General features: G+C 73.2%; 26 protein-coding genes. 11 read left to right on the top strand and 15 right to left on the bottom strand.

The annotated features are described in order from the left end of the window. The first annotated feature begins 14 nt into the window (after positions 1-14). The 5 genes from HD595_RS26100 to HD595_RS26080 all read left to right on the top strand — a co-directional run bounded on the left by HD595_RS26100 (position 15) and on the right by HD595_RS26080 (position 5,749). A complete protein-coding gene (locus HD595_RS26100) occupies positions 15-854 on the top strand; it encodes an AAA family ATPase (RefSeq protein ID WP_253773385.1) in 840 nt (279 codons plus the stop codon). Continuing rightward, the gene (locus tag HD595_RS26095; protein ID WP_253773383.1) at positions 847-2,232 is read left to right on the top strand and encodes a vWA domain-containing protein; all 1,386 of its coding nucleotides are present in this window, start codon (positions 847-849) and stop codon (positions 2,230-2,232) included. The genes HD595_RS26100 and HD595_RS26095 overlap by 8 nt, the downstream gene beginning before the upstream one ends. Positions 2,233-2,340: 108 nt before the next feature. Continuing rightward, positions 2,341-4,056: a PP2C family protein-serine/threonine phosphatase gene (locus HD595_RS26090; protein WP_253773381.1), complete on the top strand. Its 1,716-nt coding sequence runs from the start codon at positions 2,341-2,343 to the stop codon at positions 4,054-4,056. Further along, positions 4,053-5,336, top strand: coding sequence for a cobalamin B12-binding domain-containing protein (locus HD595_RS26085; RefSeq protein ID WP_253773379.1), 1,284 nt, complete (start codon positions 4,053-4,055; stop codon positions 5,334-5,336). Before HD595_RS26090 ends, HD595_RS26085 begins: the two co-directional genes overlap by 4 nt. Next, positions 5,333-5,749, top strand: a complete 417-nt coding sequence (locus tag HD595_RS26080) for an STAS domain-containing protein (RefSeq protein ID WP_253773377.1) — start codon at positions 5,333-5,335, stop codon at positions 5,747-5,749. Before HD595_RS26085 ends, HD595_RS26080 begins: the two co-directional genes overlap by 4 nt. Before the next feature lie 75 nt (positions 5,750-5,824). Here the strand turns inward: HD595_RS26080 and HD595_RS26075 are convergent, their stop codons facing one another. Next, positions 5,825-6,589, bottom strand: a complete 765-nt coding sequence (locus HD595_RS26075; protein WP_253773375.1) for a nuclease-related domain-containing protein — start codon at positions 6,587-6,589, stop codon at positions 5,825-5,827. A gap of 153 nt (positions 6,590-6,742) precedes the next feature. On the opposite strand from HD595_RS26075, the gene HD595_RS26070 reads away from it, so the two are divergent. Further along, on the top strand, positions 6,743-7,375 hold the full coding sequence (locus HD595_RS26070; protein ID WP_420540760.1) for a TetR/AcrR family transcriptional regulator: 633 nt from the start codon (positions 6,743-6,745) through the stop codon (positions 7,373-7,375). Here HD595_RS26070 and HD595_RS26065 read toward each other — a convergent pair. The 3 genes from HD595_RS26065 to HD595_RS26055 are packed head-to-tail and all read right to left on the bottom strand — an operon-like array spanning position 7,328 to position 10,934. After that, complete coding sequence (locus HD595_RS26065) at positions 7,328-8,551, bottom strand: acyl-CoA dehydrogenase family protein (protein ID WP_253773371.1); 1,224 nt, start codon at positions 8,549-8,551, stop codon at positions 7,328-7,330. The two genes, HD595_RS26070 and HD595_RS26065, sit on opposite strands and share 48 nt — an antisense overlap. Further along, entirely contained in the window at positions 8,548-9,711 is a 1,164-nt protein-coding gene (locus HD595_RS26060) for an acyl-CoA dehydrogenase family protein (RefSeq protein WP_253773369.1), read from the bottom strand. Before HD595_RS26060 ends, HD595_RS26065 begins: the two co-directional genes overlap by 4 nt. 20 nt (positions 9,712-9,731) lie before the next feature. After that, positions 9,732-10,934 (bottom strand): acyl-CoA dehydrogenase family protein, encoded by a 1,203-nt coding sequence (locus HD595_RS26055; protein WP_253773367.1) that lies wholly within the window; start codon positions 10,932-10,934, stop codon positions 9,732-9,734. Positions 10,935-11,058: 124 nt separating this feature from the next. On the opposite strand from HD595_RS26055, the gene HD595_RS26050 reads away from it, so the two are divergent. After that, positions 11,059-11,634, top strand: a complete 576-nt coding sequence (locus HD595_RS26050) for a GNAT family N-acetyltransferase (protein ID WP_253773365.1) — start codon at positions 11,059-11,061, stop codon at positions 11,632-11,634. Positions 11,635-11,661: 27 nt separating this feature from the next. Here the strand turns inward: HD595_RS26050 and HD595_RS26045 are convergent, their stop codons facing one another. Next, entirely contained in the window at positions 11,662-12,240 is a 579-nt protein-coding gene (locus tag HD595_RS26045; protein ID WP_253773363.1) for a TetR/AcrR family transcriptional regulator, read from the bottom strand. Between the two features lie 94 nt (positions 12,241-12,334). On the opposite strand from HD595_RS26045, the gene HD595_RS26040 reads away from it, so the two are divergent. Further along, positions 12,335-13,549 (top strand): FAD-dependent monooxygenase, encoded by a 1,215-nt coding sequence (locus tag HD595_RS26040; protein WP_253773361.1) that lies wholly within the window; start codon positions 12,335-12,337, stop codon positions 13,547-13,549. On the opposite strand, the gene HD595_RS26035 is transcribed toward HD595_RS26040, so the two are convergent. The 5 genes from HD595_RS26035 to HD595_RS26015 all read right to left on the bottom strand — a co-directional run bounded on the left by HD595_RS26035 (position 13,452) and on the right by HD595_RS26015 (position 19,147). After that, positions 13,452-14,336 carry a DMT family protein gene (locus HD595_RS26035; RefSeq protein WP_253773359.1) on the bottom strand — a complete coding sequence of 295 codons (885 nt, stop codon included), beginning with the start codon at positions 14,334-14,336 and terminating at the stop codon, positions 13,452-13,454. The genes HD595_RS26040 and HD595_RS26035 overlap by 98 nt on opposite strands. Before the next feature lie 109 nt (positions 14,337-14,445). Beyond that, positions 14,446-14,820, bottom strand: a complete 375-nt coding sequence (locus tag HD595_RS26030; RefSeq protein WP_253773357.1) for a VOC family protein — start codon at positions 14,818-14,820, stop codon at positions 14,446-14,448. 54 nt (positions 14,821-14,874) lie between these two features. Beyond that, positions 14,875-17,025 (bottom strand): accessory Sec system translocase SecA2, encoded by a 2,151-nt coding sequence (secA2, locus tag HD595_RS26025; RefSeq protein ID WP_253773355.1) that lies wholly within the window; start codon positions 17,023-17,025, stop codon positions 14,875-14,877. Between the two features lie 225 nt (positions 17,026-17,250). Continuing rightward, positions 17,251-18,132, bottom strand: a complete 882-nt coding sequence (locus HD595_RS26020; protein ID WP_301309599.1) for a DMT family transporter — start codon at positions 18,130-18,132, stop codon at positions 17,251-17,253. 199 nt (positions 18,133-18,331) lie between these two features. Then, positions 18,332-19,147, bottom strand: coding sequence for an SAM-dependent methyltransferase (locus HD595_RS26015; RefSeq protein ID WP_253773351.1), 816 nt, complete (start codon positions 19,145-19,147; stop codon positions 18,332-18,334). A 139-nt stretch (positions 19,148-19,286) separates the two neighbouring features. Here HD595_RS26015 and HD595_RS26010 point away from each other — a divergent pair, with 139 nt between their 5' ends. Then, positions 19,287-19,631 carry a PRC-barrel domain containing protein gene (locus HD595_RS26010; protein WP_253781318.1) on the top strand — a complete coding sequence of 115 codons (345 nt, stop codon included), beginning with the start codon at positions 19,287-19,289 and terminating at the stop codon, positions 19,629-19,631. A 99-nt stretch (positions 19,632-19,730) separates the two neighbouring features. On the opposite strand, the gene HD595_RS26005 is transcribed toward HD595_RS26010, so the two are convergent. Then, positions 19,731-20,327, bottom strand: coding sequence for a nucleotidyltransferase (locus tag HD595_RS26005; RefSeq protein WP_253773349.1), 597 nt, complete (start codon positions 20,325-20,327; stop codon positions 19,731-19,733). 104 nt (positions 20,328-20,431) lie between these two features. Here HD595_RS26005 and HD595_RS26000 point away from each other — a divergent pair, with 104 nt between their 5' ends. Then, a complete protein-coding gene (locus HD595_RS26000) occupies positions 20,432-20,917 on the top strand; it encodes a DUF1360 domain-containing protein (RefSeq protein ID WP_253773347.1) in 486 nt (161 codons plus the stop codon). A 54-nt stretch (positions 20,918-20,971) separates the two neighbouring features. Here HD595_RS26000 and HD595_RS25995 read toward each other — a convergent pair whose 3' ends face one another. Continuing rightward, positions 20,972-21,925, bottom strand: a complete 954-nt coding sequence (locus HD595_RS25995; protein WP_253773345.1) for an LLM class F420-dependent oxidoreductase — start codon at positions 21,923-21,925, stop codon at positions 20,972-20,974. A gap of 89 nt (positions 21,926-22,014) precedes the next feature. On the opposite strand from HD595_RS25995, the gene HD595_RS25990 reads away from it, so the two are divergent. Further along, positions 22,015-22,164 carry a GPGG-motif small membrane protein gene (locus HD595_RS25990; protein WP_175593845.1) on the top strand — a complete coding sequence of 50 codons (150 nt, stop codon included), beginning with the start codon at positions 22,015-22,017 and terminating at the stop codon, positions 22,162-22,164. Positions 22,165-22,407: 243 nt separating this feature from the next. On the opposite strand, the gene HD595_RS25985 is transcribed toward HD595_RS25990, so the two are convergent. Genes HD595_RS25985 through HD595_RS25975 form a run of 3 tightly spaced genes read right to left on the bottom strand, consistent with a single transcriptional unit; the run spans position 22,408 to position 24,491 of the window. Beyond that, the gene (locus HD595_RS25985) at positions 22,408-23,124 is read right to left on the bottom strand and encodes a metallophosphoesterase family protein (RefSeq protein WP_253781316.1); all 717 of its coding nucleotides are present in this window, start codon (positions 23,122-23,124) and stop codon (positions 22,408-22,410) included. Position 23,125: 1 nt separating this feature from the next. Continuing rightward, positions 23,126-23,374: a BON domain-containing protein gene (locus tag HD595_RS25980; protein WP_253773343.1), complete on the bottom strand. Its 249-nt coding sequence runs from the start codon at positions 23,372-23,374 to the stop codon at positions 23,126-23,128. Positions 23,375-23,417: 43 nt separating this feature from the next. Next, positions 23,418-24,491 (bottom strand): DNA topoisomerase IB, encoded by a 1,074-nt coding sequence (locus HD595_RS25975; protein ID WP_253773341.1) that lies wholly within the window; start codon positions 24,489-24,491, stop codon positions 23,418-23,420. Between the last annotated feature and the right edge of the window lie 48 nt (positions 24,492-24,539).

Below are 24,539 nucleotides of genomic sequence, written 5' to 3'. Positions count from 1 at the left end.
CGACAGGAGCCTTCATGTTCGACTCCCCCGCCCAGGTCGGCGAGCGGCTGGCCGCCGCGGGATACCTCTCCGACGACGCCATCTCCACCTCCGTCTTCCTCGCCGCCGCGCTCGGCAGGCCGTTGCTGGTCGAGGGGCCCGCAGGGGTGGGCAAGACGCAGCTGGCCAAGGCAGTGGCGCGGGCGACCGGGTCCCAGCTCATCCGGCTGCAGTGTTACGAGGGCCTGGACGAGGCCCGGGCGCTGTACGAGTGGAACTACAAGAAGCAGCTCCTCCGCATCCAGGCCACCAGCACGGACGAGGACATCTTCACCGAGGAGTTCCTGCTCGAACGGCCGCTCCTGAAGGCCATCCGGGCCGACGTACCGACCGTGCTGCTGGTGGACGAGACCGACAAGGCGGATGTGGAGGTCGAGGGGCTGCTGCTGGAGCTGCTGTCGGACTTCCAGGTGACGATCCCCGAGCTGGGCACCGTCTCCGCCGTGCGCCGGCCGTACGTCGTGCTGACCTCCAACGCCACCCGCGAGCTGTCCGAGGCGCTGAAGCGGCGCTGCCTGTACCTGCACATCGGCTACCCGGCGCCCGAGCGGGAGCGGGACATCGTGCTCGCGCAGGTGCCGACCATCCGGGCCGACCTGGCCGAGCAGCTCGCCCGTACGGTGGCGACCCTGCGCGGGCTGGAGCTGAAGAAGGCCCCGTCGGTGGCCGAGACCGTGGACTGGGCCCACACGCTGCTGGCCCTGGGGCGGGAGGAGCTGGACGAGGCGACCGTCGCCGGGACGCTGGGCGTGGTGCTCAAGCACGCCTCCGACCATCGGCGGGCGATCAAGGAACTGGGCCTCGCCGGTGGGTGAGTCGCTGGTCGACCGGCATGTCGGGTTCGTGCGGGCGTTGCGTGAGGCGGGGGTGCCCGTGTCCGTGGCCGAGGGGCTGGACGCGGTGCGCGCCCTGCGGGTGATCGACCTGGCCGAGCGCGAGTCGCTGCGCGCGGCCTACGCGGCGACGCTGGTCAAGCGGCCCGTCCATCGGCCCGGGTTCGACGTGCTGTTCGATCTGTGGTTCCCGCCCGTCATGTCCGGCGCGACGGCTCCTGCCGGTGATGCCGCCGGTTCGCCTGCCCGTCCGGGTGGCACCGCCAAGGCGCCGGCGGCAGAGCCGCGGGAGCGGCTGGCCGAGCTGCTGACCGGCGGGAGCGACGCGGAGATGCGGGAGTTCGCCCGCGCCATGGTGGAACGGTACGGACGGCAGCAGGCCGGGCCGGGACGCCAGAACTGGTTCTCGTACAGCGTCATGCGGGCCCTGTCCCCCGAGACGCTGATGGCCGGGATCCTGCGTGAGGCGCTGGCCGGGCGGGAGCGCGGCGGGCTGGCGGAGCGGGCGGTCCGCGACCAGGTGACCGCCGGGATCCGGCGCTTCGAGGAGGCCGTGGCCGCCGACGTGCGCCGCCGCATCGCCGAGGACTCCGGCGTCGAGCGCATCGCCCGCTCGGCCGTGCGCCCGCCGCTCGACCAGGTCGAGTTCCTGCGCGCCACCCGGGAGGACCTGTCACGGCTGCGCCGGGAGGTGTATCCGCTGGCCAGGCGGCTGGCGGCCCGGCTGGTGATCCGCCGGCGGCGGGGCCGGCGCGGGCGGCTCGACTTCCGCCGGACGGTGCGGGCGTCCCTGCAGAGCGGCGGGGTGCCGCTGACGCCGTCGTTCCGTCCGCCCCGGCCGCACCGGCCCGAGCTGGTGGTGCTGTGCGACGTCAGCGACTCGGTCTCGTCGTTCGCGCACTTCACGTTGCTGCTCACGTACGCGCTGAGTGAGCAGTTCGCGAAGGTGCGGGCGTTCGGGTTCGTGGACACGGTGGACGAGATCACCCGGTTCTTCCGGCCCGGTACGGACGTGGTGGACGCCATGACGAGGATGGCGAACGAGGCCGACATGGTCCGCTTCGGCCGCACCAACTACGGGCACGCGCTGGAGCGCTTCGCCGAGCGCCACGGCGACGCCGTCGGGCCGAAGACGTCGCTGCTGATCCTCGGCGACGCCCGCTCCAACTACCAGCCGCCCGCCCTGGACACCCTGAAGGCCCTGGCCGGGCGGGTGCGCAACGCCTACTGGCTCAACCCCGAGCCGCGGGCCCAGTGGGACACGGGCGACTCCGTCGCGAGCGCGTACGCGGCCGTCGTCCCGATGACCGAATGCCGCAACGTCTCCCAGCTCACGGCGTTCATCGCGGACCTGGCCTGACGTTACCGCCAGGTAGCGAAGGCGACAGAGTGGGCTACAGTGGGCAAAACGTTCTTCCAGCGCACTAGGTGATCCAGGAGGCAGAGCCCTCGTCGAGGGCTCGCGATCGTGACGGGTACAACCAGCGAAGCGGAACACGGTCCGGCCGGGACCGTCTGGCAGAGCGCGCCGTACCCGGTGCTGCTGGTCGGCGGCGACGGCGTCATAGAGCACGTCAACGACGCGGCCCGCGCGCTGCCGGCGGCCGCCCCAGGGGTGCGGCTGGCCGACGCCGTGCCGGCCTGGCTCGCCGACGCCCACCGCCTCGTCACCGAGGCCCAGGCGCACAGCCTCGTCACCGAGGCCCAGGGCCACCCCCTCGTCGCCCAGGACGTGTCCGGACTCGTCGCGCCCGTACGGGGGCTCATCGGCGACCGGGCGTTCGAGGCGCACCCCACCCCCGGCGACCGCGGCTCCGGCGTGACCTGGTGGCTGGTGGACGCCACCGACCACGAGCGGGTGTCCGAGGCGTTGCGGCTGGAGCGCAGGCGGACCGCGTTCCTCGCCGAGGCGTCCAACGAGCTGCTCTCCTCCCTGAACCTCGACCGCTGCATGGAGGTCACGGTCCGGCTGGCCGCCCGGCACCTGGCCGACGCCGCCCTGGTGATCCTGCCCGCGGCCGGGCGCAGGCATCCCGTCGCGTACTGCGGGCCGGACGGCCGCGTGGTGCGCGAGAACCCGGCCGTGGACCCGCGCGAGGTGCCGGGGCTGGCCGAGGCGCTGCGCGGGTTCCCGCCGGTGCCGTCGCGCTGGATCGACCCCGCCTCGGCCCCCGGCTGGCTGGCCCGCGAGGAGCTGGGCGAGCCGGGCTCCATGGTGGTCACGGCCCTGCCCGGCCACGGGGTTCCGGCGGGGGCGCTGGTGCTGCTGCGGCGTTCCGGCCACGCGAGCTTCTCCGAGGGCGAGGAGGTGTTCGCCCGGCTGTTCGCCGCCCGGGCCGGGGCCGCCATGTCGGCGGCCCGCCTGTACGCCGAGCAGGCGGCCATCACCGAGACCCTGATGCGGGAGCTGCTGCCGCCCGAGGCCCGCGGCCTGGACGGGGTGGAGCTGTCGGCCCGCTACCGCCCCGCGGGGGCCACGGAGCTGGTCGGCGGCGACTTCTACGACCTGCACCCGGCCGCCGAACCCGGCGGGGAGTCGCTGCTGGTGCTGGGCGACGTGTGCGGCAAGGGCCTGGAGGCGGCGGTGTTCACCGGCCGGATCCGCACGACGCTGCACGCGCTGCTGCCGGTGGCCGGCGACCACGGGCGGCTGCTCGGGCTGCTCAACGACGTGCTGCTGCGGGGTGACCGCCGGACGTTCGTCACGCTCGTGCTGGCGTCCGTACGGCGGGACGGGCCACGCGTGACGGTGCGGCTGACCAGCGCGGGACACCCGCCGCCGCTGGTGCTGCGTGCCGACGGCCGGGTGGAGGAGGTGCCCACGCGGGGCACCCTGATCGGCATGCTGGAGACCGTGACCGCCACCACCGTGACCGTGGAGCTGGAGCCGGGCGACACCTGCCTGATCTACACCGACGGCGTGACCGAGGCGCGCGGCGGGCCGCTGGGCGACGAGCTGTTCGGCGAGCAGCGGCTGCGCGAGGAGCTGGAGCAGTGCGCGGGGATGCCGCCCGAGGCGCTGACCGAGCGCGTCCAGATGCTGGCGGCGCAGTGGACGGGTGGTGGCGACCAGGACGACGTCGCGGTCATCGCGATCACCGCTCCCCGAGCGGGCCGCGAGACGACCCTTCCTGGCTTGGGCCGCGAGAGCGCCTCTCCCCGTGCGGGCGGCGGCATCTCATGACCGCGCACGCGGACCTTCCGACCGGGCCGGGCGACGTCACGGCCGGGCAGGATGGCGTCATGGCCGGGCCGGGCGGCGTCACGGCGGGCGACGCGGTCAGCCGGGCCGAGCTGCTGTGGGATGCCGCGGCGGCCGGCGACGAGTACGCGGCGGTGGACGTGGTCGTGGCCGCGCTCGACGACGGCATGGACATGGAGAGCCTGCTCATGGACGTGGTGGCGCCCGTGCAGGCGCGGGTCGGCCGCGAGTGGGCGGCCAACCGGATCACGGTCGCGCAGGAGCACACGATCACCGCGGTCAACGAGCGCGTGCTGGCCGCCCTGGCGCACCACCCGTCCACCCGCGCCCCCGCGCCCGCGCTGCCCGCTCCCCACAGCTCCATGCCCGCTCCCCACGGCTCGACGTCCGCTTCCCGCGACCACTCCCCTGCGCAGCACCGGGGACGGGTCACGGTGGCGTGCATCGACGGGGAGTGGCACGCGTTCCCCGCGCGGATCCTCGCCGAGGTGCTGCGCCTGCGCGGCTGGCGGGTGGACTACCTGGGCGCGCAGGTGCCCACGCCGCACCTGATCGCGCACCTGCACCGCGCCGGCCCCGACGTCGTGGCGCTGTCCAGCTCGATCGCCACGCGGCTGCCGGCCGCGCACGCCGCCATCACGGCCTGCCAGGCGACCGGGACGCCGGTGCTGGCGGGCGGCGCCGCGTTCGGGCCCGACGGCCGCTACGCCCGCCTGCTGGGCGCCGACGCCTGGTCACCCGACGCCCGCTCGGCGGCCGACGGGCTGGACGCCGGCCTCCCGCCGCGCCCGGCGCCGGGCCGCCAGGCCGTGGACGACCTGCCGCACCTCGACGACCAGGAGTACACGCTGGTCGCCCGGTCGGCCCGGCAGTTGGTCAGGCAGGTCATGGACGGGCTGCGCGAGCGGGTCCCGGCGATGGCCTCCTACTCGCCCCAGCAGCTCCGCCACACCGCCGAGGACGTCTCGCACATCGTGGACTTCCTGGGCACCGCGCTCTATCTGGACGACCCCGAGCTGTTCGGCGGGTTCCTGGCGTGGACCGGCGAGATCCTGGCGGCGCGGGGCGTGCCGGCCCGCGTCCTGCTGCCCGCCCTGGACCTGCTGGCCGAGCGGCTCACCGACTTCCCGCGGACGACGGGCATGCTGGCGTACGGGCACGAGATCCTGCGTACCGCCGCCGCCGACACCGGACATGCGCAGAACACGGACACCGGCACGGGGCCCGCGCCCGCCGCCGAGGGCGCCGGAGGCGGCCGGTGAGCGGTTTCGCGCCCGAGCCGCTGGAGCTCGCCCTGGAGACGCCCGAGCCGGGCACCCTGCGCGTCGCCCTGCGCGGCGATCTCGACCACACGACCGCGGACGAGCTCCTCGACGCCGTCCACGCCGCCCTGGCCGTCGCCGACCCGCCCCGGGAGGTGCGCCTCGACGCCGCCGAGCTGCGGCTGTGCGACTCCAGGGGCCTGTCGGCGCTGCTCCTGGTCCGCCGCCGGGCGGACGAGACGGGCGCGCGGCTGCGCCTGGACAACCGGGGGCCGGCCCTCCAGCGGCTGCTGGACGTGACCGGCACCCTGGACCACCTGACCGGGGAGCCCGCCCCGGGCCGCCCGGCCGGGGAGTCAGCCGCGGGCCACCCGACCGGGGAGTCCGCCGCGGGCCACGGCGGCCCCGCCTGAGTCACGCCCACGAGAGGCCGAGGAGCGGACCGCCGACGGGTCAGGAGCGTTGCAGTTCGCGGGCCGCCGTACGGGTCAGGAGCGTTGCAGCTCGCGGGCCGCCGTACGGGCCAGCAGCTCGATCTGGGCGTCGTCCAGCACGACCTCGCGCGCCGCCTTGATCCGGCGGGCCACCAGGCGGGGCTTGAGCAGCGTGAGCCCTTCGGCCGTGACGCTGCCGCCGCGCGGCAGCGAGCCGGAGTGGGCCGCCAGCAGCGGCGTGATCGTCACCGCGACCCCGGTCTCGCGCTTCAGCATCTCGGCGAACGCGTCGGCGGTGTCGACCAGCGGCTTGGCGACGCTGGTGCCGTACTTCTCGCCGAAGAACAGCCGGCCACCGTACGCGGCGATCTCGGTGTCGGGGCTCCACGACTCGTTGTCGACGATCCACACCCCGCCGGGGCCGATCACGAGGTGGTCGATGGACGCCTGGCCGCGGATGGCGCGGCCGTCGAGGACCCGGTAGCCGCGCCTGCGCAGCGAGCGCCGCAGCAGCCGGCCGGTGATGGCCTCGCCGCGCCGCCGGCCGCGCCAGACCGCCGTGGCGCGGAAGGAGTTCCACGCCCACCACCAGTCGGCGGCGGCGACGACGCCCGCGAGCGCGAGGCCGTAGAAGGGCACGAGGTCGAGGCCGAAGCGCAGGGCCAGGCCGATGCCGGCCACGAAACCCACGGCCGCCTTGATCATCCGGGACCGCTGGCGGCTCTTGGCCGCCTCACGCCAGAACTTCTCGTAGTACCACTGCGGCGACGAGCCCGCGTACTTCGCGTCCTGCTGCACGTAGATAGAGCCACCGGGCACGGCAAACTCCCCGAATGATGAGTTGGAACCAGACGGGATCTGCCACGCCGAAGATCCCTCGCCACGTCAAGTAATACCCCACCTGAGGGAAGGGCACCCTAAGGTGACGGAAATAGCACCGCGAAGACCAATCAACCGACCAGTCGGTATCCTATCGGAGGTGACCAAGGGGGACACGTGAAGGAAGAACCGGTACGCGGCCGGCTGCTGGGCGCGGCGACGCGGTTGTTCGCCGAGAGGGGCTTCGAGGGCACCTCCGTGCAGGAGATCGTGCTGGCGGCAGGCGTCACCAAGGGCGCCATGTACCACTATTTCAGTTCCAAGGATGATCTGCTGCACGAGATCTACGCCCGCGTGCTCCGCATGCAGATGGACCGGCTGACCCGCATCGCCGACGGTCCCGGCACGGTGGCCGAGCGGCTGCACGCCGCCGCGGCCGACGTCGTCGAGACCACCACGGCCAACCTCGACGACTCCAAGATCTTCTTCCGGTCGATGCACCTGCTCGCGCCCGAGACGCAGAAGAGCGTGCGGGCCGAGCGCCGCCGCTACCACGAGCGGTTCCGCGAGCTCGTGGCGGAGGGGCAGCGCGAGGGCACGTTCAGCGACCGGGTCCCGGCCGACCTGGTCGTCGACTACTTCTTCGGCTCGGTCCACCACCTGGGCACCTGGTACCACGTGGACGGGCCACTGACCGGCGCCCAGGTGGGACGGCACTTCGCCGACCTGCTGCTCACCTCACTCCGCGAAGGAGACGGGGACCGGGCCGGGCACGTCGGCCAGTGAGGCCAGCGCCTCCCGGTGGTCGCCCGGCGTGCCGAGGGCGATCTCGTCGGCCTTGGCGCGCTTGAGGAAGAGATGCACGGGGTGCTCCCAGGTCATCCCGATCCCGCCGTGGAGCTGGAGCGCCTCCTCGGCCACGTGGACGGCCACGCCGCCGTTCCACGCCTGGGCCACGGCGACCGCCACCGGGTCGGGCCGCGCCTCGTCGGAGGGCGACACGGCCGCCCGCGCGACGGCCCTGGCCCTGACCACGTCCAGCCACAGGTCGGCCAGCCGGTGCTTGACCGCCTGGAACGAGCCCACCGGCCGCGCGAACTGGCGGCGATCCTTGACGTACGCGAGCGTGGTCTCCAGGCACCACTCGGCCACGCCGAGCTGCTCGGAGGCCAGCAGCCCCGCGCCGAACCGCAGCACCTCGGCCAGGTCCACGACGCCCAGCCGGACCGCCGGGGCCCCGTCGAGCGTCACGGTGGCCACCGGCCGCGTCAGGTCCAGCGACGGCGCCGCCTCGACGGCCGCCGCCGCGCGGTCCACGGCGTACAGGACCGCCGTCCCGTCCGGGCCGGGCACCGGGACGACCAGCACGTCGGCCACGTCCGCCCCCGCCACCCCGGCCACACTCCCGGAGAGCCGCGCCCCATCGTCGGCCACGCTCCCGGAGGGCCGCGCCTCACCGTCGGCCACGCTCCCGGAGGGCCGCGCCTCACCGTCGGCCACGCTCCCGGAGAGCTGCTCCCCCGCCTCGGCGACGCCTCCCCGGACCGGCCAGGGCCGGTAGGGCGAGGCGGCGAACGGGACCACCAGCGCGGCCGTCGCCCGCCCCTCCGCGAGCCGCCCCAGCAGCCCGCCGACCTCCTCACCGGCGCCCGTCTCGCCGGCGCGCACCAGCGCGTACGTGGCCAGCACCGAGCTGGTGAAGAACGGCACCGGCGCCACCCCACGCCCCAGCTCCTCCAGCACCACGGCCGCCTCGCTGGCCGTCGCCCCGGCGCCTCCGTGCTCCTCCGGCACCAGCAGCCCGGCCACGCCGATCTCGACGGCGAGGGTCTTCCACAGGCTCGGGTCGTACGGTTCGGACTCGGCCCGCGCGAGGACGGCGGCGGGCGGGCAGCGGTCGGCGAGCACGGCGCGGACGGCGGCCCGCAGCTCCTCCTCGACCTCGGAGTACAGCAGGGTCATCGCGGCAGGTCCTTCCAGGGGACGTCCTTGTCGACGCGGGGTTCGGCGGGCAGGCCGAGGACGCGCTCGGCGATGATGTTCCGGAGGATCTCGGAGGTGCCGCCCTCGATGGAGTTGCCCTTGGCGCGCAGGTAGCGGTAGCCCGCGCCGCGGCCGTAGAAGTCGACGGTGTCGGAGCGGCGGAAGGTCCAGTCGTCGTAGCCGAGGTCGCGCCGCAGCTCCACCTCCAGGCCGGAGATCGCCTGGTTGAGCCGGGCGAACGACAGCTTCATGCCCGACCCCTCGGGCCCGGGCTGGCCGGCGGCGAGCTGCTCGCGCAGCCGGTCGCCGGACAGGCGGGTCACCTCCGCCTCCACCCACAGGGCGAGCAGCCGCTGGTGCAGGTCGTGAGTGCGCAGCTCGGGGTGCTCGCGCCAGGTGTCCAGGACCGGGCCGAGCATGCCGCCGCCGCGCCGCACCCGGGCGCCGCCGATGGCGACGCGCTCGTTCATGAGCGTGGTCTGGGCGACCCGCCAGCCGTCGCCGACCTGGCCGAGCCGCAGGTCGTCGGGCAGCCGGACGCCGGTCATGAAGACCTCGTTGAACTCGGCCTCGCCGGTGATCTGCCGCAGCGGGCGGACCTCGACGCCGGGGGCGTGCATGTCGCAGACGAAGTACGTCAGGCCGCGGTGCTTGGGCACGCCCGGGTCGGTGCGGGCGACGAGGATCGCCCATCGGGCGTGGTGGGCGCCGGACGTCCACACCTTCTGTCCGTCCACGACCCATTCGTCGCCGTCCCTGACGGCGCGGGTGGCGAGCGTGGCGAGGTCGGAGCCGGCGCCGGGCTCGCTGAAGAGCTGGCACCAGATCTCCTCGCCGGTCCATAGCGGGCGCAGGAAGCGGCGCTTCTGCTCCTCGGTGCCGAACGCGAGGATCGTGGGGGCCGCCATGCCGAGGCCGATGCCCTGGAGGCCGACGTCGATCTGCGGGGTGCCGGCCAGCTCCTCGTCCACGACCCGTTGCAGCTCGGGCGCCAGCCCGAGGCCGCCGAGGCCCTCCGGGTACCACACCCAGGCCAGCCCGGCGTCGAACCTGGCCCGCAGGAACTCCAGCCGGTCGCCTCCCGGGTCGTGGCGGGCGCGGAACTCCGCCGCCAGTTCCCTGAGCCGTGCTTCCTCCACTCGGGATCCTCCGATCGATGTCACATGTACTTCTTCAGCTCGCGGTAGGCCAGCGACCGCTTGTGGACCTCGTCCGGGCCGTCGGCCAGGCGCAGGGAGCGGGCTCCGGCCCACAGGCCGGCCAGCGGGAAGTCCTGGGAGACGCCGCCGGCCCCGTGGACCTGGATGGCCTTGTCGAGGATCCACTCGACGGCCGCCGGGGTAGCGATCTTGATGGCCTGGATCTCGGTGTGGGCGCCCTGGTTGCCGACGGTGTCCATGAGCCAGGCCGTCCTGAGGACGAGCGGCCGGAGCTGCTCGATGCGGACCCGGGACTCGGCGATCCAGTCCTGGACGACGCCCTGCTGGGCGACGGGCCTGCCGAACGTGGTGCGGCTCAGCGCGCGCCGGCACATCAGCTCGACGGCACGCTCGGCCATGCCGATCAGGCGCATGCAGTGGTGGATGCGGCCGGGCCCGAGCCGGGCCTGCGCGATGGCGAAGCCGCCGCCCTGCTCGCCGATGAGGTTGTCGGCCGGCACGCGGACGTCCTCGAAGACGATCTCGGCGTGGCCGCCGTGGTCGGCGTCGTCGTAGCCGAACACGGTCATGCCGCGCCGGATGTGCATGCCGGGCGTGTCGCGCGGCACCAGCACCATGCTCTGCTGCCGGTGCGAGGGCGCCTCCGGGTCGGTCTTGCCCATGACGATGAAGATCTTGCACTCGGGGTTCATGGCGCCCGAGATGAACCACTTGCGGCCGTTGATCACGTACTCGTCGCCGTCGCGCACGATCGAGGTGGCGATGTTGGTGGCGTCGGAGGAGGCCACGTCGGGCTCGGTCATCGCGAACGCGGAGCGGATCTCCCCGTCGAGCAGCGGGCGCAGCCACTCCTGGCGCTGCCACGCGCTGCCGAACATCGACAGCACCTCCATGTTGCCCGTGTCGGGCGCGGCGCAGTTGGTCGCGGCGGGGGCGAGGTGGGGGCTGCGGCCCATGATCTCCGCCAGGGGCGCGTACTGGAGGTTCGTCAGCCCGGCGCCGTCGCCGCCGGGCAGGAACAGGTTCCACAGGCCGCGCTTGCGCGCCTCGTCCTTGAGGTCGGCGAGCAGCGGCGGCGCGCTCCAGCCGCTGGTGGCGGCCTGTTCGGCGAAGGCGGGCTCGGCCGGGTAGACGCACTCGTCCATGAAGCGCAGCAGCCGCTCGCGCAACTCCTCGGTGACGCTGTCGTAGGCGAAGTCCATGGCGCCGAGCCTACCGACCGGCCGGTATGCGTGTCGACAGCAGCCGCCCACCGAACAGTGGTCGCCGGCGAAAGCCGCCAGGTGGCCATGAGCGGGATCACGGTCGCCCCCTAGGCTGGCGGCCATGACCGCGAAGCTCCCCTCCCCCGTGGTGCTCGAGAACGACGTCGTCCGGCTCGAACCGCTCACCCTCGCCCACGTCCCCGACCTGTTCGCCGCCGGGGGCGCCGATCCGGAGGTGTGGCGCTGGATGCCCGTCCACCCGGGGAGCGAGGAGGAGCTGCGCGAGGTGGCCGCCGGGCTGATCGCCGACGACAAGCACGTCCCGCTCGCGGTCGTCCCGCGCGCGGGCGGCCGGGCCGTGGGCTGGACCGCCTACTGCGACGTGCCGGGCTTCGACGAGAGCGTCGAGATCGGCTGGACGTGGTACGGCCGGGCGGCCTGGCGCACGGCCGTGAACACCAACTGCAAGGTGCTGCTCGTCGACCACGCCTTCGACGAGCTGGGGTACAACCGCGTCATGCTCAAGACCGACGTGCTGAACACGCGCTCCCAGGACGCGATCCGACGGATCGGCGGCGTCCACGAGGGCACGCTGCGGCGTCACCGCAGGCGGCCGGACGGCACCTGGCGCGACACGGTCGTCTTCGGCATCCTCCAGGAGGAGTGGCCCGCCCACCGCGCCCGCCTCACCGCCTGACCCCTGATCGCAGTGGGCCCGGACGGCTCAGGCGGGCCCCAGCATGCCGTCGAGCAGCTCACGCATCGCCGCGCGGGCGTCCTCCGGCGACGGGCTCTCCCCCGCCCCGGCGATGGCGTCGAACATGAGACCCTCGGTGAACGCCACGAGCTGCCGGGAGTGCCGTACCGGGTCGGGCGATCCCAGGACGGCCAGCAGCGCCACCGCCGGGTCGCGGAACCGGCGCCCCGCCCGGTCGTAGACGCGGCGCAGCTCGGGCCGCCGGGTCGCCTCCAGGGCCAGCTCGTAGCGGGCCAGCGTGCGCCGGGCGTCGGCGATCTGCACCTGCAACGCCTCCACCAGCAAGCCCAGCAGGACCTCGCGCGACGGCCGCCGGTCGAGCGAGGTCAGCCCGGCCTCCAGCGCGGGGGCCAGGGCGCGCTCCTCCAGCTCGACCAGGTGCGCGAGCGTGAGTTCGAGCAGCGCGGCGCGAGTGCGGGCGAGGTTGGAGGCGGAGCCGGGCGGCAGGCCGGCGGTCTCGTCCACGGCCCGGTGGGTCAGGCCGCGCATGCCCCGCTCCGCCAGCAGGGTGATGGCCGCCTCCGCGACCGCCTCTGAACGCTTCACGGTCACCGATCCTACGAGTCGCCGACTACGTCTGTAGTCATCCACACTACAGCCGTAGTATGGTAAAACTACAGACGTAGTGGAGGAGGCGACGATGCCGGCTGCTGTGGTGATCGGGGCGGGGATCGGCGGGCTGAGCGCGGGGATCGCGCTGCGCCGGGCCGGTTGGGACGTGACGGTGCTGGAGCGCGCCGAGCGGCTGAAGCCGGTCGGCTCGGGGCTCGCCATCGCGGCGAACGCGCTGCGCGCCCTGGACACGCTCGGGCTCGGCGACCGGGTCCGGGCGCTGTCGCGGGTGCAGGGGCGGCTGGGCATCCGCCGCCCGGACGGCCGGTGGCTGGCGCACACGACGGTGGACAGGGCTCAGCGGAAGTTCGACGACCTGGTGGTCCTGCTCGCGCGGGCCACGCTGGTGGACCTGCTGGCCGAGACGCTGGGCGCGGACGCCCTCCGCCTGGGCGTCACCGTGACCGGTGTGGACGCCGCCACGGGAGTCGTGCGCACGGACGGGGGCGAGCACGCGGCCGATCTGGTCGTGGCCGCCGACGGCATCCGCTCGGCGACCCGCCGCGCGCTCTTCCCCGGTCATCCGGGTCCCGTGTACGCGGGGGTGACGGCCTGGCGCGGGATGGTGCCGTGGGACGGCGGCCCGCTGCCCAGCACCGAGACGTGGGGCAGGGGCCGGGTGTTCGGCGCCCATCTGCTGGCCGGGGACGTCGTCTACTTCTACGCCACGGACCTGTCACCCGAGGGCGCCGTCCACGGGGACGAGCGGGAGGAGTTGCTGCGCCGGTTCGGCGGCTGGCACGAGCCGATCCCGTCCCTGCTGGCCGCCGTACGGCCGGAGCGGATCGTGCGCAACGACGTCCACGCGTTCGCCACGCCGCTGCCGGCCTACCACCGGGGCCGGGTGGCGCTGCTGGGCGACGCGGCCCACCCGATGACGCCCAACCTGGGGCAGGGCGCCTGCCAGGCCATCGAGGACGCGGTCGTGCTGGCGCACGCGGTCGGAGAAGGGCTGGCGCACGCGGTCGGAGAAGGGCCGGCGCACGCCGCTGGGGAGGGTGGGGGGCTGGCCGCCTATTCGGCGGCCCGGCTGGAGCGGACGAGCGCGATCATGCGCCGCTCGACGGCGGTCTGCCGCGCGACGAAGCTCCGCAACCCGGTCGCGGTGTCCCTGCGCGAGGCGGGCATGGCCCTCGGGACCCGGCTCAGTTCCGATCTGATGCTGCGGTCAATGCGGGAGGTACTGGAATGGACTCCACCGCGGCGGGCCGCGAGTGGTCGGGGGCCAGCCGCCCGAGCGTGATCGTGCCGGCGATGGTCAGCGCCCCGGCGAGCAGCGCCGGGATGGCCGTGGAGGGGTTGGCCGGCAGCGGCTCACCCAGCAGGATCGCCCCGGCCAGCACGGACGTGACCGGGTCGACGACCTGGACGCCCGCGTACGCGATGCCGAAGTAGCCGACGGCGTACGAGCGCTGGAGCAGCACCACCGCGCAGACCAGCAGCACCGGCACGGCCAGCGTGAACCAGTGCAGCAGCCTGCTCCAGTCGCCCTGCATGCCGCCGCCGACCACGCGCACGAACGTGGACACGCTGGCCGTGACGGCCCCCGCCCCCACCGACATCAGCAGGGCCTTGGCCGGGCCGCGCAGCCGGCGGGAGACCAGCTCGGCGGCCACCGCGATCACCGCGATCACGCCGATGAACGCGAGCGCGGCCCCGTCGCCGAGGTGCGGGACGACGTTGTGGGCCGGCACGAGCAGCATGAGCCACACGAGCCCGACGGCCACGGCGATCGAGCCGAGGACCTCGGCGCGGTACGGCCGCCGCCCGTACATCAGCGCGGCCAGCGGCACGGCGAACACGAGTGTGGCCACGCTGATGGGCTGCACCGCGACCAGCGGCGCGAAGCTGAGCGCGACGGCGTGCAGGCTCGCCCCGGTGAACCCGATGACCCCGCCGATCCACCAGCGGGGCCGTCGCACGAGCTTGAGCGAGGCGCCGGCCGCCACGGCCTCGTACTGTTGCAGGGCGGCCCCGAGCGCGTATCCGAGGGCGCCGAGCAGGGCGATGAGGAGTCCGGCCCAGGTCATCGGCGCCCACGCAGGGGCGGGGGAACGTGGAGGAGCATTGCTCCAGCTTATGAGGGAAGCGGAGCGCGGGAATCATCCTTTAGGACAATTCACCCTTCAGGCACGGGCGTCAGGACTGGTCGGGGCAGACGCAGAACAGGTGCCCCTCGGGGTCGCGCAGCACGATCCAGCGGACGCCCTCCTCGGTGACGCCGGGCTGGAAGTCGGGCTTGGTCGCCCCCAGCGCGATGTACTCCTCGGCCGCCTTCTCCACGTCGGGCACCCGGAAGTCGAGATGGAACTGCTTGGCCGGGCCGGGCCAGGGGGCGGGCTCGCGCTCGGGGACCCGGCCGAAGTAGATGGCCGTGGTGCCGTCGCCGACCGCGGCGTACTCCTCCTCGGCGTACTGCAGGTCGAGGCCGGTGATCTGGTGGTAGAACTCGGCCAGCTTCTTGGGCTCCGCGCAGTCGATGGTGACGGCCAGGAGCTTCGCCTTCGTTGTCATGGCTCAAGCCTCCCAGCCGTACCTGCCATCTTCTGTCAGGTACGGCGAGCGATGTCAGCGGCGGCGGCCGTCCGGACTCATGCGCTTGAGGATGCGGTCCCACTCGGTGCCGAACGGGTTGTCCTGCACCATGTACGTCCAGGTCGCCGTGGGCCGCCTCAGATCGGGCTCGGGCGCCTCGAACGCCTCCAGCGAGCGCCGCTCCACCTCCGCCAGCATCGCCTTATACTCGGCGACCGCCTCGCGGTGGAACTCGTCGATCGGGCTCATCCGGCCCAGGGCCCGCAGGTGGATGCCCTCGCGCAGGTCGGTGAGGAAGGCCAGGTGCTCGGTCCAGCAGCGGTCGATGGCGTGCAGCACGATCTGCCGGGCCGTCTCCTCGCGGGTGTCCTCGGGCATGGCCGCCCAGCGCTCGGGGTCGCCCTCGGCCAGCGCCCGCGCGGCGGCGTCGCCGTGCAGGACCTTGTCGCGCCACTCCAGGATGAGCTCGCGCTGCTGCTCCAGCAGCCGGGTGTAGCGCCACGTGTTGCGGTGGATCTGCAGGTTGACGCCCTCGGCGACGCGCTGGGCGTGGGCGACGACGTAGGCGCCGCGGCGGTGCCGGACCACGCCGTCGGCGTCGGGCGCGGGCGGGCGCTCGTCCGGCGCGAACTGGGTGACCAGGTCGTCGCGCATGCTGACGAAGAACACCGAGCCGCCGGGGTCGCCCTGCCGCCCGGCCCGGCCGCGGAGTTGGTCGTCGAGGCGGCTGCTGGCGTGGCGGCCGGAGCCGATGACGTACAGGCCGCCCAGCTCGGCCACACCCTCGCCGAGGCGGATGTCGGTGCCGCGCCCGGCCATCTGGGTGGAGACGGTGATGGCGTCGCGCTCGCCGGCCCGGGCGATGATCGACGCCTCCTCGGCGTCGTTCTTGGCGTTGAGCACGACCGGGTCGAGCTCGCGCCGCCGGAGCTGGCGGGCCAGGTTCTCCGACTCGGCCACGTCCAGGGTGCCGATGAGGATGGGCCGGCCGGTGGCGTGGACGGCCTGGATCTCCTCGACGAGCGCGGCCTCCTTCTCGGGCACGTCCGGGTAGACCCGGTCGGGCTCGTCCACGCGGACGCACGGCCGGTTGGACGGGATGACGGCGACCTTGAGCCCGTAGAACTCGCCGAGCTGCTCGCTGACCGCGACGGCCGTGCCGGTCATGCCGCAGATCTGCGGGTAGCGGCGGATGAGGCCCTGCACGGTGATGGAGTCGAGGATCTCGCCCTTCTCGCTGGGCGCCAGCGCCTCCTTGGCCTCCACGGCCGCCTGCAGGCCGTCGGGCCAGCGCTGGAGCAGCGCGACCCGGCCGCGGGAGGCGTTGATGAGCTGCACCTTGCCGTCGCGGACGATGTAGTCGACGTCGCGGGTGAGCAGGACGTGGGCGTGCAGGGCGAGGTTGAGCTCGATGAGCGTGCCGGGCTCGTTCTCGTCGTAGAGGTCGACCGACAGCAGGTTCTCGACCGTGTCGGCGCCCTTGGGGGTGAGGTAGACGTTGCGCGCCTGGTCGTCCACCTCGTAGTGGTAGCCGCGGACGAGCTGCCTGACCATTGCGGCCATCTCCGGCACGGCGCTGCCCGCGTCGGAGGCGCCGGCCATGACGAGCGGCACGCGGGCCTCGTCCACCAGCACGGAGTCGGCCTCGTCCACCAGCACGACCTCGGGCGCGGGCACGATCAGCTCGGCCGGGTCGGTGCGCAGGCGGTCGCGCAGCACGTCGAAGCCCATCTCGCTGACGGCGCCGTAGGTGACGTCCTTCGCGTACGCCTCGCGGCGCTCCTCGTGGGTGGACGACTGCCCGACCCAGCCGACCGTCACGCCCATGGCCGCGTAGAACGGCGCCATCCACTCGGCGTCGCGCCGGGCCAGGTAGTCGTTGACGGACATGACGTGCACGCGCCTGCCCTGCAGGGCGTAGCCGGCGGCGGCCATCGCGCCGGACAGCGTCTTGCCCTCGCCGGTCGCCATCTCGGCGATCTTGCCGTCGAGCAGCGCGAGCGTGCCGAGGAGCTGCGCGTCGTACGGCCGCAGCCCGAGCGAGCGGTCGGCGGCCTCGCGGGCGACGGCGCAGAACCGCGCCAGGTCGTCCATCGCGGGGCGGGGCAACTCGTCCAGGGCGCCGATCGAACCGGTCAGCGCGCCGGCCGCCTTGACGACCTTCTGGTACGGGCCCAGACTCACCCCTCCCGGACGGTCCAGGAGGTTCTTCAAGATTCCGGAAATCGACGCCACAGTCCCTCCAACGCGCGCTCTGCCCGGCCGCGTTCCCCTCGTGCCCACCTCCACAAGTGTGTCCGAAGTGGGGAGCGGAGCGACGGTACGGCATGCGTCGCCGTACCGGACCCTAACCCATACGGGCACGTGCCCGGCCTCCCGCGCCGCCGCCCCGCTCCCCGGTTCAGCGTGTCATCGCTGCTCGGGACGTACGGCCGGCATCACGACCGCGGCCGTGAGGAGCGCGCAGCCCGCCCAGCCGAGCCCGCTCAGCCGCTCGCCGAACAGGGCCACCCCGAGCACGGCCGCGAAGACGGCCTCGCCGAGGGAGATGACCGACACCGTGGCGGCCCGCAGCGTGGTCAGGGCCCGGAAGAACAGCGCGTAGGCCAGCGCCGTCGGCACCGCGCCGAGATAGAGCAGCAGCGCCGCGGTGGTCAGGCTCGGCTCGGGCACGGCGCCGCCGACCAGCGCGAACGGCGCCAGGCACAGCGCGCCGACGACGAAGCCGCCCACGGCCATGCCGCCGGAGTCGTCCCGGTGCCGCCGGGAGTACAGCGTCACCGCGGCGTACCCGGCGGCCGACAGCAGGGCGTACCCGACGCCGCCGAGCCGGCCGCCGCCCGCCAGCACGCTCTCGCCCGTGAGCAGGAACAGCCCGGCCATCGCGGCGGCCAGCGCGAGCAGGCCGGTGCGGCCGGACCGCTCGCCGAGCAGCAGCCGCCCGCCCAGCTCCGTGAGGACGGGGGTGGCGCCCATCGTCACCACGGTGGCGACGGCGACGCCGGAGCGCTCGATGGCGGCGAAGTAGGCGGCCTGGTAGACGGCCATCCCGGCGCCCACGACGACCATCCGGGCGCTGAGCCGCGGGAGGGAGCCGGCGGTGAGCCGGAGGAGGCCGAGGAGGAACGCCGCGCCGAGGGCGTAGCGCCACAGGGAGACGCCGGCCGGGCCGAGCCCGGCGGTCTGGAACAGCAGGGATCCCGCGGCGCCGCCGGTGCCCCAGGCGGCCGCCGCGGCGGACATGTAGAGGGCTCCCCGGCGCGCGGAAAGGGAAGCGGGGACAGCAGTCATGACAGGTCTCTCCGGGTGGAGTGGTCGGAAGGGGCCCGTACGCGGGCGGCGACCATCCCCGGATCGGCTCAGACCCGGCGAGATGTCAGCAGAGGAGGCCGCCCGCTACAGGGCGGGCGGCGGGGAGCAGATCAGGTTGCGCGGCACGGTCCCCACCCTAGCGACGCGGCCACGGCCCTGTCACGGCCGGGGGTGGGCGTCAGGGCTTGCGGGCGACGCCGCCGAGCAGGAGCTGCTCCCAGCTCGCCAGCGGGTGCGGCAGCCGGTCGTCGGGCCGCCACTCGGCGAAGTGGACCAGACCGGGCTCCACCAGCTCCAGCCCGTCGAAGAAGCGGCCGATCTCCGCGCGGGAGCGGAAACAGCCGGTGCCCATCGTGGCCTGGAGCATCACCTCCAGCGCCTTGGCCTTCGGGTTGTCGGCGGCCAGCATGTTGGAGGCGGCCAGGTGGCTGCCGGACGGCAGCGCGTCCATGTAGCTCCGGACGATCCCGTGGGGGTCGTCCTGGTCGGGGAACAGGTGCAGCAGCCCGATCGCCAGCACCCCGACCGGCCGGGACAGGTCGATGAGCCGCCGCAGCCCGGGGTGGCCCAGCACGGCGGCGACGTCGCGGGCGTCGGCGGTGACGGCGGTCACGTGCGGGTTGCCCTTGAGGATGGCGCGGGCGTGCGGCTCCACCATCGGGTCGACGTCCACGTAGACGACGCGGGTCGAGGGGTCGGCGAACTGGGCGACCTCGTGGGTGTTCTCGACGGTGGGCAGGCCGGCGCCGAGGTCGACGATCTGCCGGATCCCGGCCTCGCGGACGAGGAAGTCGACGACCCGGCCGACGAACGCCCGGTCGCACCAGACCAGGTCCACCATCTCGGGAACGGCCTCCTTCAGCCGCCGGGCGACGGACCGGTCGGCGGCGAAGTTCTCCATGCCGCCGAGGAGGGCGTCGTGGACGCGGGCGATGCTGGGCGTGGACGGATCGACGCCGGGCGGCGCCCACTCCTCCCGCGGCCACTCGCTCATCCGGGCTCTCCTCCGATCGTTGTGGCGGATCGTAGCGGGCGAAGAAGCCTCATGTCTTTGCCGGAGGTTTACCTGTCGCTCCCCGGGTAGTCGGAGGAGGCCAACGTACGAGACGGAAGAAGGAAAGGACGTGAGCTCAATGCAGCTCTGGGACTATCGCCCTGACGTCTACGACCGCGGCCAGGCGCTGGACATCACCGGGTACCACGTCCACGCCACCGACGGAAAGATCGGTTCCGTCGACGAGGCCACGTACGAGGTCGGCGAGAGCTACATCGTCGTCGACACCGGTCCGTGGATCTTCGGTAAGAAGGTCATGCTGCCGGCGAGTGTCGTCACCCGGATCGACCCGCAGGAGCGCGAGGTGCACGTCTCGCGCACCAAGGAAGAGATCAAGAACGCTCCGGAGTTCGACGAGGGCCGCTTCAAGGAGCCCGAGTACCGGACGTCGGTGGGCGACTACTACGGCCGCTGGACGCACTGACCTGGCCAAGGCGAAGGGCCGCACCCCTCGGGGTGCGGCCCTTCGTCGTCCCGGGGACCGGGACGGGGCCGGCTCCGGGAGGCCGGAGCCGGGCCGGGGTCAGGGCCAGGAGGGGTCGCCCTTGGGCTCGACCGGCGCGTCCAGCACGCCGAGGCGTTCCAGCAAGGTCAGGAAGGTGGCCGCGTACGGGGAGTCGGCGGTCACCGTCGCCACCCGCTGCCAGTCCACCTGCTCGCGCAGCGCCCGCACCTGCGGCAGCAGGGCGCCGTAGTCGCAGGCGTGCTCCGACAACGGCATCAGCCAGGAGATCACCAGGTCCGTCGCCTCCAGCACCGGCACGATCACGGCGGAGGCCTTCATCTGCTCGGCCCGCGCGATCAGCTCGGCGGTGATCGGCCGGTCGGAGATGCGGAAGATCAGGTCCACCAGGCGTCCTTCGTCGTACGCCTTGACCAGCCAGTCCTCCGGCGGCTTGGCCGTCTCGAAGCCGAGGCCGCGCAGCGCCTCCAGGGCGGCCGGCACGTCGTGCTCGGTGAGCACGAAGTCCACGTCGTGCAGTGATGGCGCGGCCCCCCGGGCGTAGGCGGCGCATCCACCGGCGAGCGCGAACTTCACGCCCGCGTCCTTCAACCCCGAGCTGGCGCGTTTGAGCGTGTCGAGGATCGCGTCGGTGACTTCATGACTGTGGCTGCTCATGTGATCGGGCTACCCCCGCGGTCCCCGGCTAGACGTCGAATCGCGCGGCGCGGCGGTGTCCGCGACGCGACTAGAGCCGGGGAGCGGGGGTAGCGCCAGGCCCTATGACCGACTTCCTGGAGAAGACCGAACGCGAGTACCAGGGCGAGCACGACCGGCCGCTGCGCGGCTACCTGCGCATCCTCACCGTCTACGGCGGGGCGGTCGCCGCGGCGGCGGGCCTGGCGGCACTGACCGGGCGCAAGGGGCCGGAGCAGGTGGGCGTGCTGGATCTCGCGCTGATGGCGGGCTGCACCCACAAGGTGTCGCGGCTGATCGCCAAGGACCCGGTGACGAGCCCGCTCCGCGCGCCGTTCACCCGGTTCGAGGGGGCCTCGGGGCCCGCGGAGCTGAAGGAGGAGCCGCGCAACTCCGTCGGCGAGCTGGTGTCGTGCCCGTTCTGCCTGGCGCAGTGGACGGCCACGGCCTACGCCGCCGGCCTGGTGTTCGCGCCCCGGTTCACGCGGCTGGTCGGGGCGACGATGACCGCGGTGGCGGTCTCCGACTGGCTGCAGCTCGCCTACGCCAGGCTGATGCGCTCGGCGTCCTGACCTCGTCCGGGCGGGGCCGTCCGGCGCGGGCGCGTCTCCCCCGCGCCGGGCGGTTCAGCGCAGGCGCGGCAGGACCTCACGGGCGTAGAAGTCGAAGAACGCGTCCTGCTCGGGCCCGATCTGGTTGACGTACACCTCGTCGAAGCCCGCGTCCACGTACGCCTGGATCGCCTGGACGTGCTTCTCCACGTCGGGGCCGCACGGGCTGGAGCCGACGGCCTGCTCCTCGGTGACCGATGCGGCGAGCTGCTCGAAGTGCCGGGGCAGGGGCAGGAGCTGCGACGCCTCGCCCTGGATGCCCTGGTTGGGCCACAGCCGGTGGACGGTCCTGCGCGCCTCGGCCTCGTCCCGCGCGTAGCAGGCCTTGAGGCCGCCGAGCACCGGCTTGCCCGTGCCGCCCGCCTTGTGGAACTGCTCCACCATCTCGGTGCTCGGCCCGGTGGAGATGTAGCCGTCGGCGATGCGCCCGGCCAGCTCGATCGCCTTGGGCCCGAAGCCGGACATGTAGATGGGCGGCGGCTCGTCCGGCAGCGTGTAGAGGCGGGCGGTGTCCACCCGGTAGTGGGTGCCGCGGTGCGTCACCTGCTCGCCGGTGAACAGCTCCCGCATCAGCCCGACGGCCTCCTCCAGCATCTCCAGCCGCTCGTCGGCGGGCGGCCAGCGGGACTCGACGACGTGCTCGTTGAGCGCCTCGCCGGTGCCGACGCCGAGCCTGAACCGGCCGCCGGACAGGGCTGCGGAGGTGGCCGCCGCCTGGGCCACGATCACGGGGTGGACGCGCATCAGGGGGCAGGTGACGGCCGTGGTGATGGGCAGGGACGTGGCCTCGGCGATCGCGCCGATCACGGTCCAGACGAACGGGCTCTGCCCCTGCTCGTCGATCCAGGGATGGAAGTGGTCGGAGATCCACAACGCCTCGAACCCGGCCCGCTCGGCCGCCTTGGCCTGCCGGACGAGTTCCTGGGGGCCGTGTTCTTCGCAGGAAAGGAAGTATCCGAAAGCGGTCATGAACCTCCACTTCCCGCCGCGACCCGGGAAAACATGTCACGTATCGGGAAAGGATGTTAAATGTCCTTCGGCACGGGCAGTAGCGGGCCATGGCTACTTTGCTGTGGATCATCGCGGTCGTTCTCGTCATCGCCGGGATCTATGTGATTCTGGCCCGTCGCGATCTCCTCTGGGGGATCGTCCTGATCGTCCTCGGCTTCCTCGTGGGCCCCGGCGGTGTCAGCATCTTCAATGTCTAGGGGCGCCGCGAACGCCCCCTTCGACCCCCACCGGGCCGGTGGACGCCGGCCCGGTGGACCAAACCGTCAGGCTGTGTCATCGCGTGTTACCCGCTTCGCCGCTTTATGCGGCGTGAGCTGAAATGTCATCGAACCGACAGAAAACCAGCAGAAAAAGATCATCTATCGTTTAGCAGCACCACCGAGAGGGCGGCCGCTCCCATCCGGAGCGACCGCCCTCTCGGTATTTCTGGGCGTATGGCGTTATTCGCCGCATTCCAGGCAGTACACCGCGTACGCCTTGCCCAGCACGGGCAGCGCCACGTTGCGGACCCGGATGCCGCCGGGGGTGAGGCCCTTCTCCGTGCCCTTGTGGGCGTGGCCGTGCAGGATGAGGTCGGCCCCGGCCGTGTCCACGGCCTCGGCCAGCAGGTAGCTGCCGAGGAAGGGGTAGATCTCCAGGGGCTCGCCCTCGAGGGTCTCCTTGATCGGGGAGTAGTGCGACAGGACGACCCGCCGGTCGGCCTGCGTCTCCTTCAGCGCCATCTTCCAGCTCTCGGCGATGTACCGGGTGTGCGCCACGAAGTCCTTGATCTCGCGCTCGCCGAACTCGCTCGCGCACTTGCCGGCGAACCCGCCGCCGAAGCCCTTGCCGCCGACGACGCCCAGCTTGGTGCCGCCGCACTCGACGACCACGCCGTCGTCGTCCAGCACCATCACCCCGGCGTCGCGCAGCTCACCGGCGATCTCGTGCTGGAGGTCGGAGTGGTAGTCGTGGTTGCCGAGCACCGCGACGACCGGGATCGGCAGGTCGCGCAGTTCGTCGGCGACCACCCGGCCCTCCTCCAGGGTGCCGTGCCGGGTGAGGTCGCCGGCCAGCATGAGGACGTCGGCGCGCTCCTCGATGCCCTCCAGGCGTTTGCGGTACTCACCCCGGACGTCCTCGCCCAGGTGGATGTCGCCGACGGCCGCTATGCGCACTTCAGTCAAGGTGCTCATCCTCCCCCGGCTCGTTGACGACGACGACCTTGATCTCGTTGTGCATCTTCAGGTCCGGGGCGGCCTCGTGCGCCACCTCGCCGAGCCGCACACGCTGGTCGTTCCCGCTCACCTGGCCGCGCAGGAACAGTTGGTCGCCTCTGACGTCGACGTGGATGCCGAGCTCGTGGGTCCGCGCGTCCTCGGCCAGCGCCTGCTGGATGCGGGCCGCGACGTACTGCGGAGCTTCCATGGGTTCCTCCTTCCTTGACGCCGCATGCCCGGGGAAGAATCCCTCAAACGGCGCGTATCAGGTCGATAACGGCGCGCTCCACGGCGCCGTGGGTGGCGAGCTGGCCGAAGTCCGCCTCGGCGCCCAGCTCCGTCAGCACCGGCGCGATCGTGCTGCCCCGCTCGTACGCCTCGACCACGCGCGGGTCCACGTACGACTCCCGCGCGACCGTCGGCGTGTTGCCCAGGTACTCCGACACCTCGCGCATCACCCGGGCGACCGCGCGCTTGCGCGCCGTCTTCCCGGGCCCCTTCTCCTTCTTCCCGGGCGCTTTCCCGCTCTTCCCGGGCGCCTTGCGCTTCGCGCCGCCGGCGCCCTCCCCGGCGTGGGTGGACACCGCGAGGCCGACGGCGGCCAGCACGGTCGCGTGCCAGGTGCGGAAGTCCTTGGCGGTGAAGTCGTCGCCGATCGTCTCGCGCAGGTAGTCGTTGATGTCGTCGCTGCGCACGTCGACCCAGCGGCCCCACTGTCGGTATCGCAGCAGCTCCCCCTCGGGATGGCGGCGCTTGAGCGCCCTGATCACCGAGCACACGTCGGAGTCGGCGATCGCCACCTCCCGCTGGATGTCGCCCTTGGCCGGGTAGCGGCAGGTGATGGCGCCGCGGGTGCACGCCACGTGCTCCATCCGCAGGGTGGCCAGGCCGTAGGTGTCGTAGCTCTCGCCGCCCACGCGGAAGAAGCCGACGTCCAGCATCCGCGCGGCGGCGGCCAGCACCCGCTCCCGGGTCAGGCCCCTGCCGCGCAGCCCCTCGTCCACCGCCTTGCGGAAGCCGGGCAGCCGGTCGGCCAGCTCCAGCACCCGGTCGAACTTGATCCGGTCCTGCTGCTGGCGCCACAGGTCGTGGTAGCGGTACTGGAGGCGTCCCGCGGAGTCGGTGCCCACGGCCTGCAGGTGACCGTGCGGCGAGGCGCAGATCCACACGTCCGTCCACGCCGGCGGGATGGCGAGCGCCTTGATCCGCGCCAGCGTCTCGGCGTCCACGGGCGCGCCGTCGGCGTGGTGGTAGCTGAAGCCCCGCCCGCGGCGCCGGCGTGTGATCCCCGCCTCGGTGCGGTCACTGGGATGCAGCTCGGGCACGGCAGCGCGGCTACCCCGAACGTTAGGCCCCAAACGGCACGGGCAGGT

This window comes from Nonomuraea roseoviolacea subsp. carminata (assembly GCF_024172185.1).
GTDB classification, from domain to species: domain Bacteria; phylum Actinomycetota; class Actinomycetes; order Streptosporangiales; family Streptosporangiaceae; genus Nonomuraea; species Nonomuraea roseoviolacea.
Note: the sequence above shows the minus strand (reverse complement) of the source record. Positions and strands in the feature narration are given on the sequence as shown.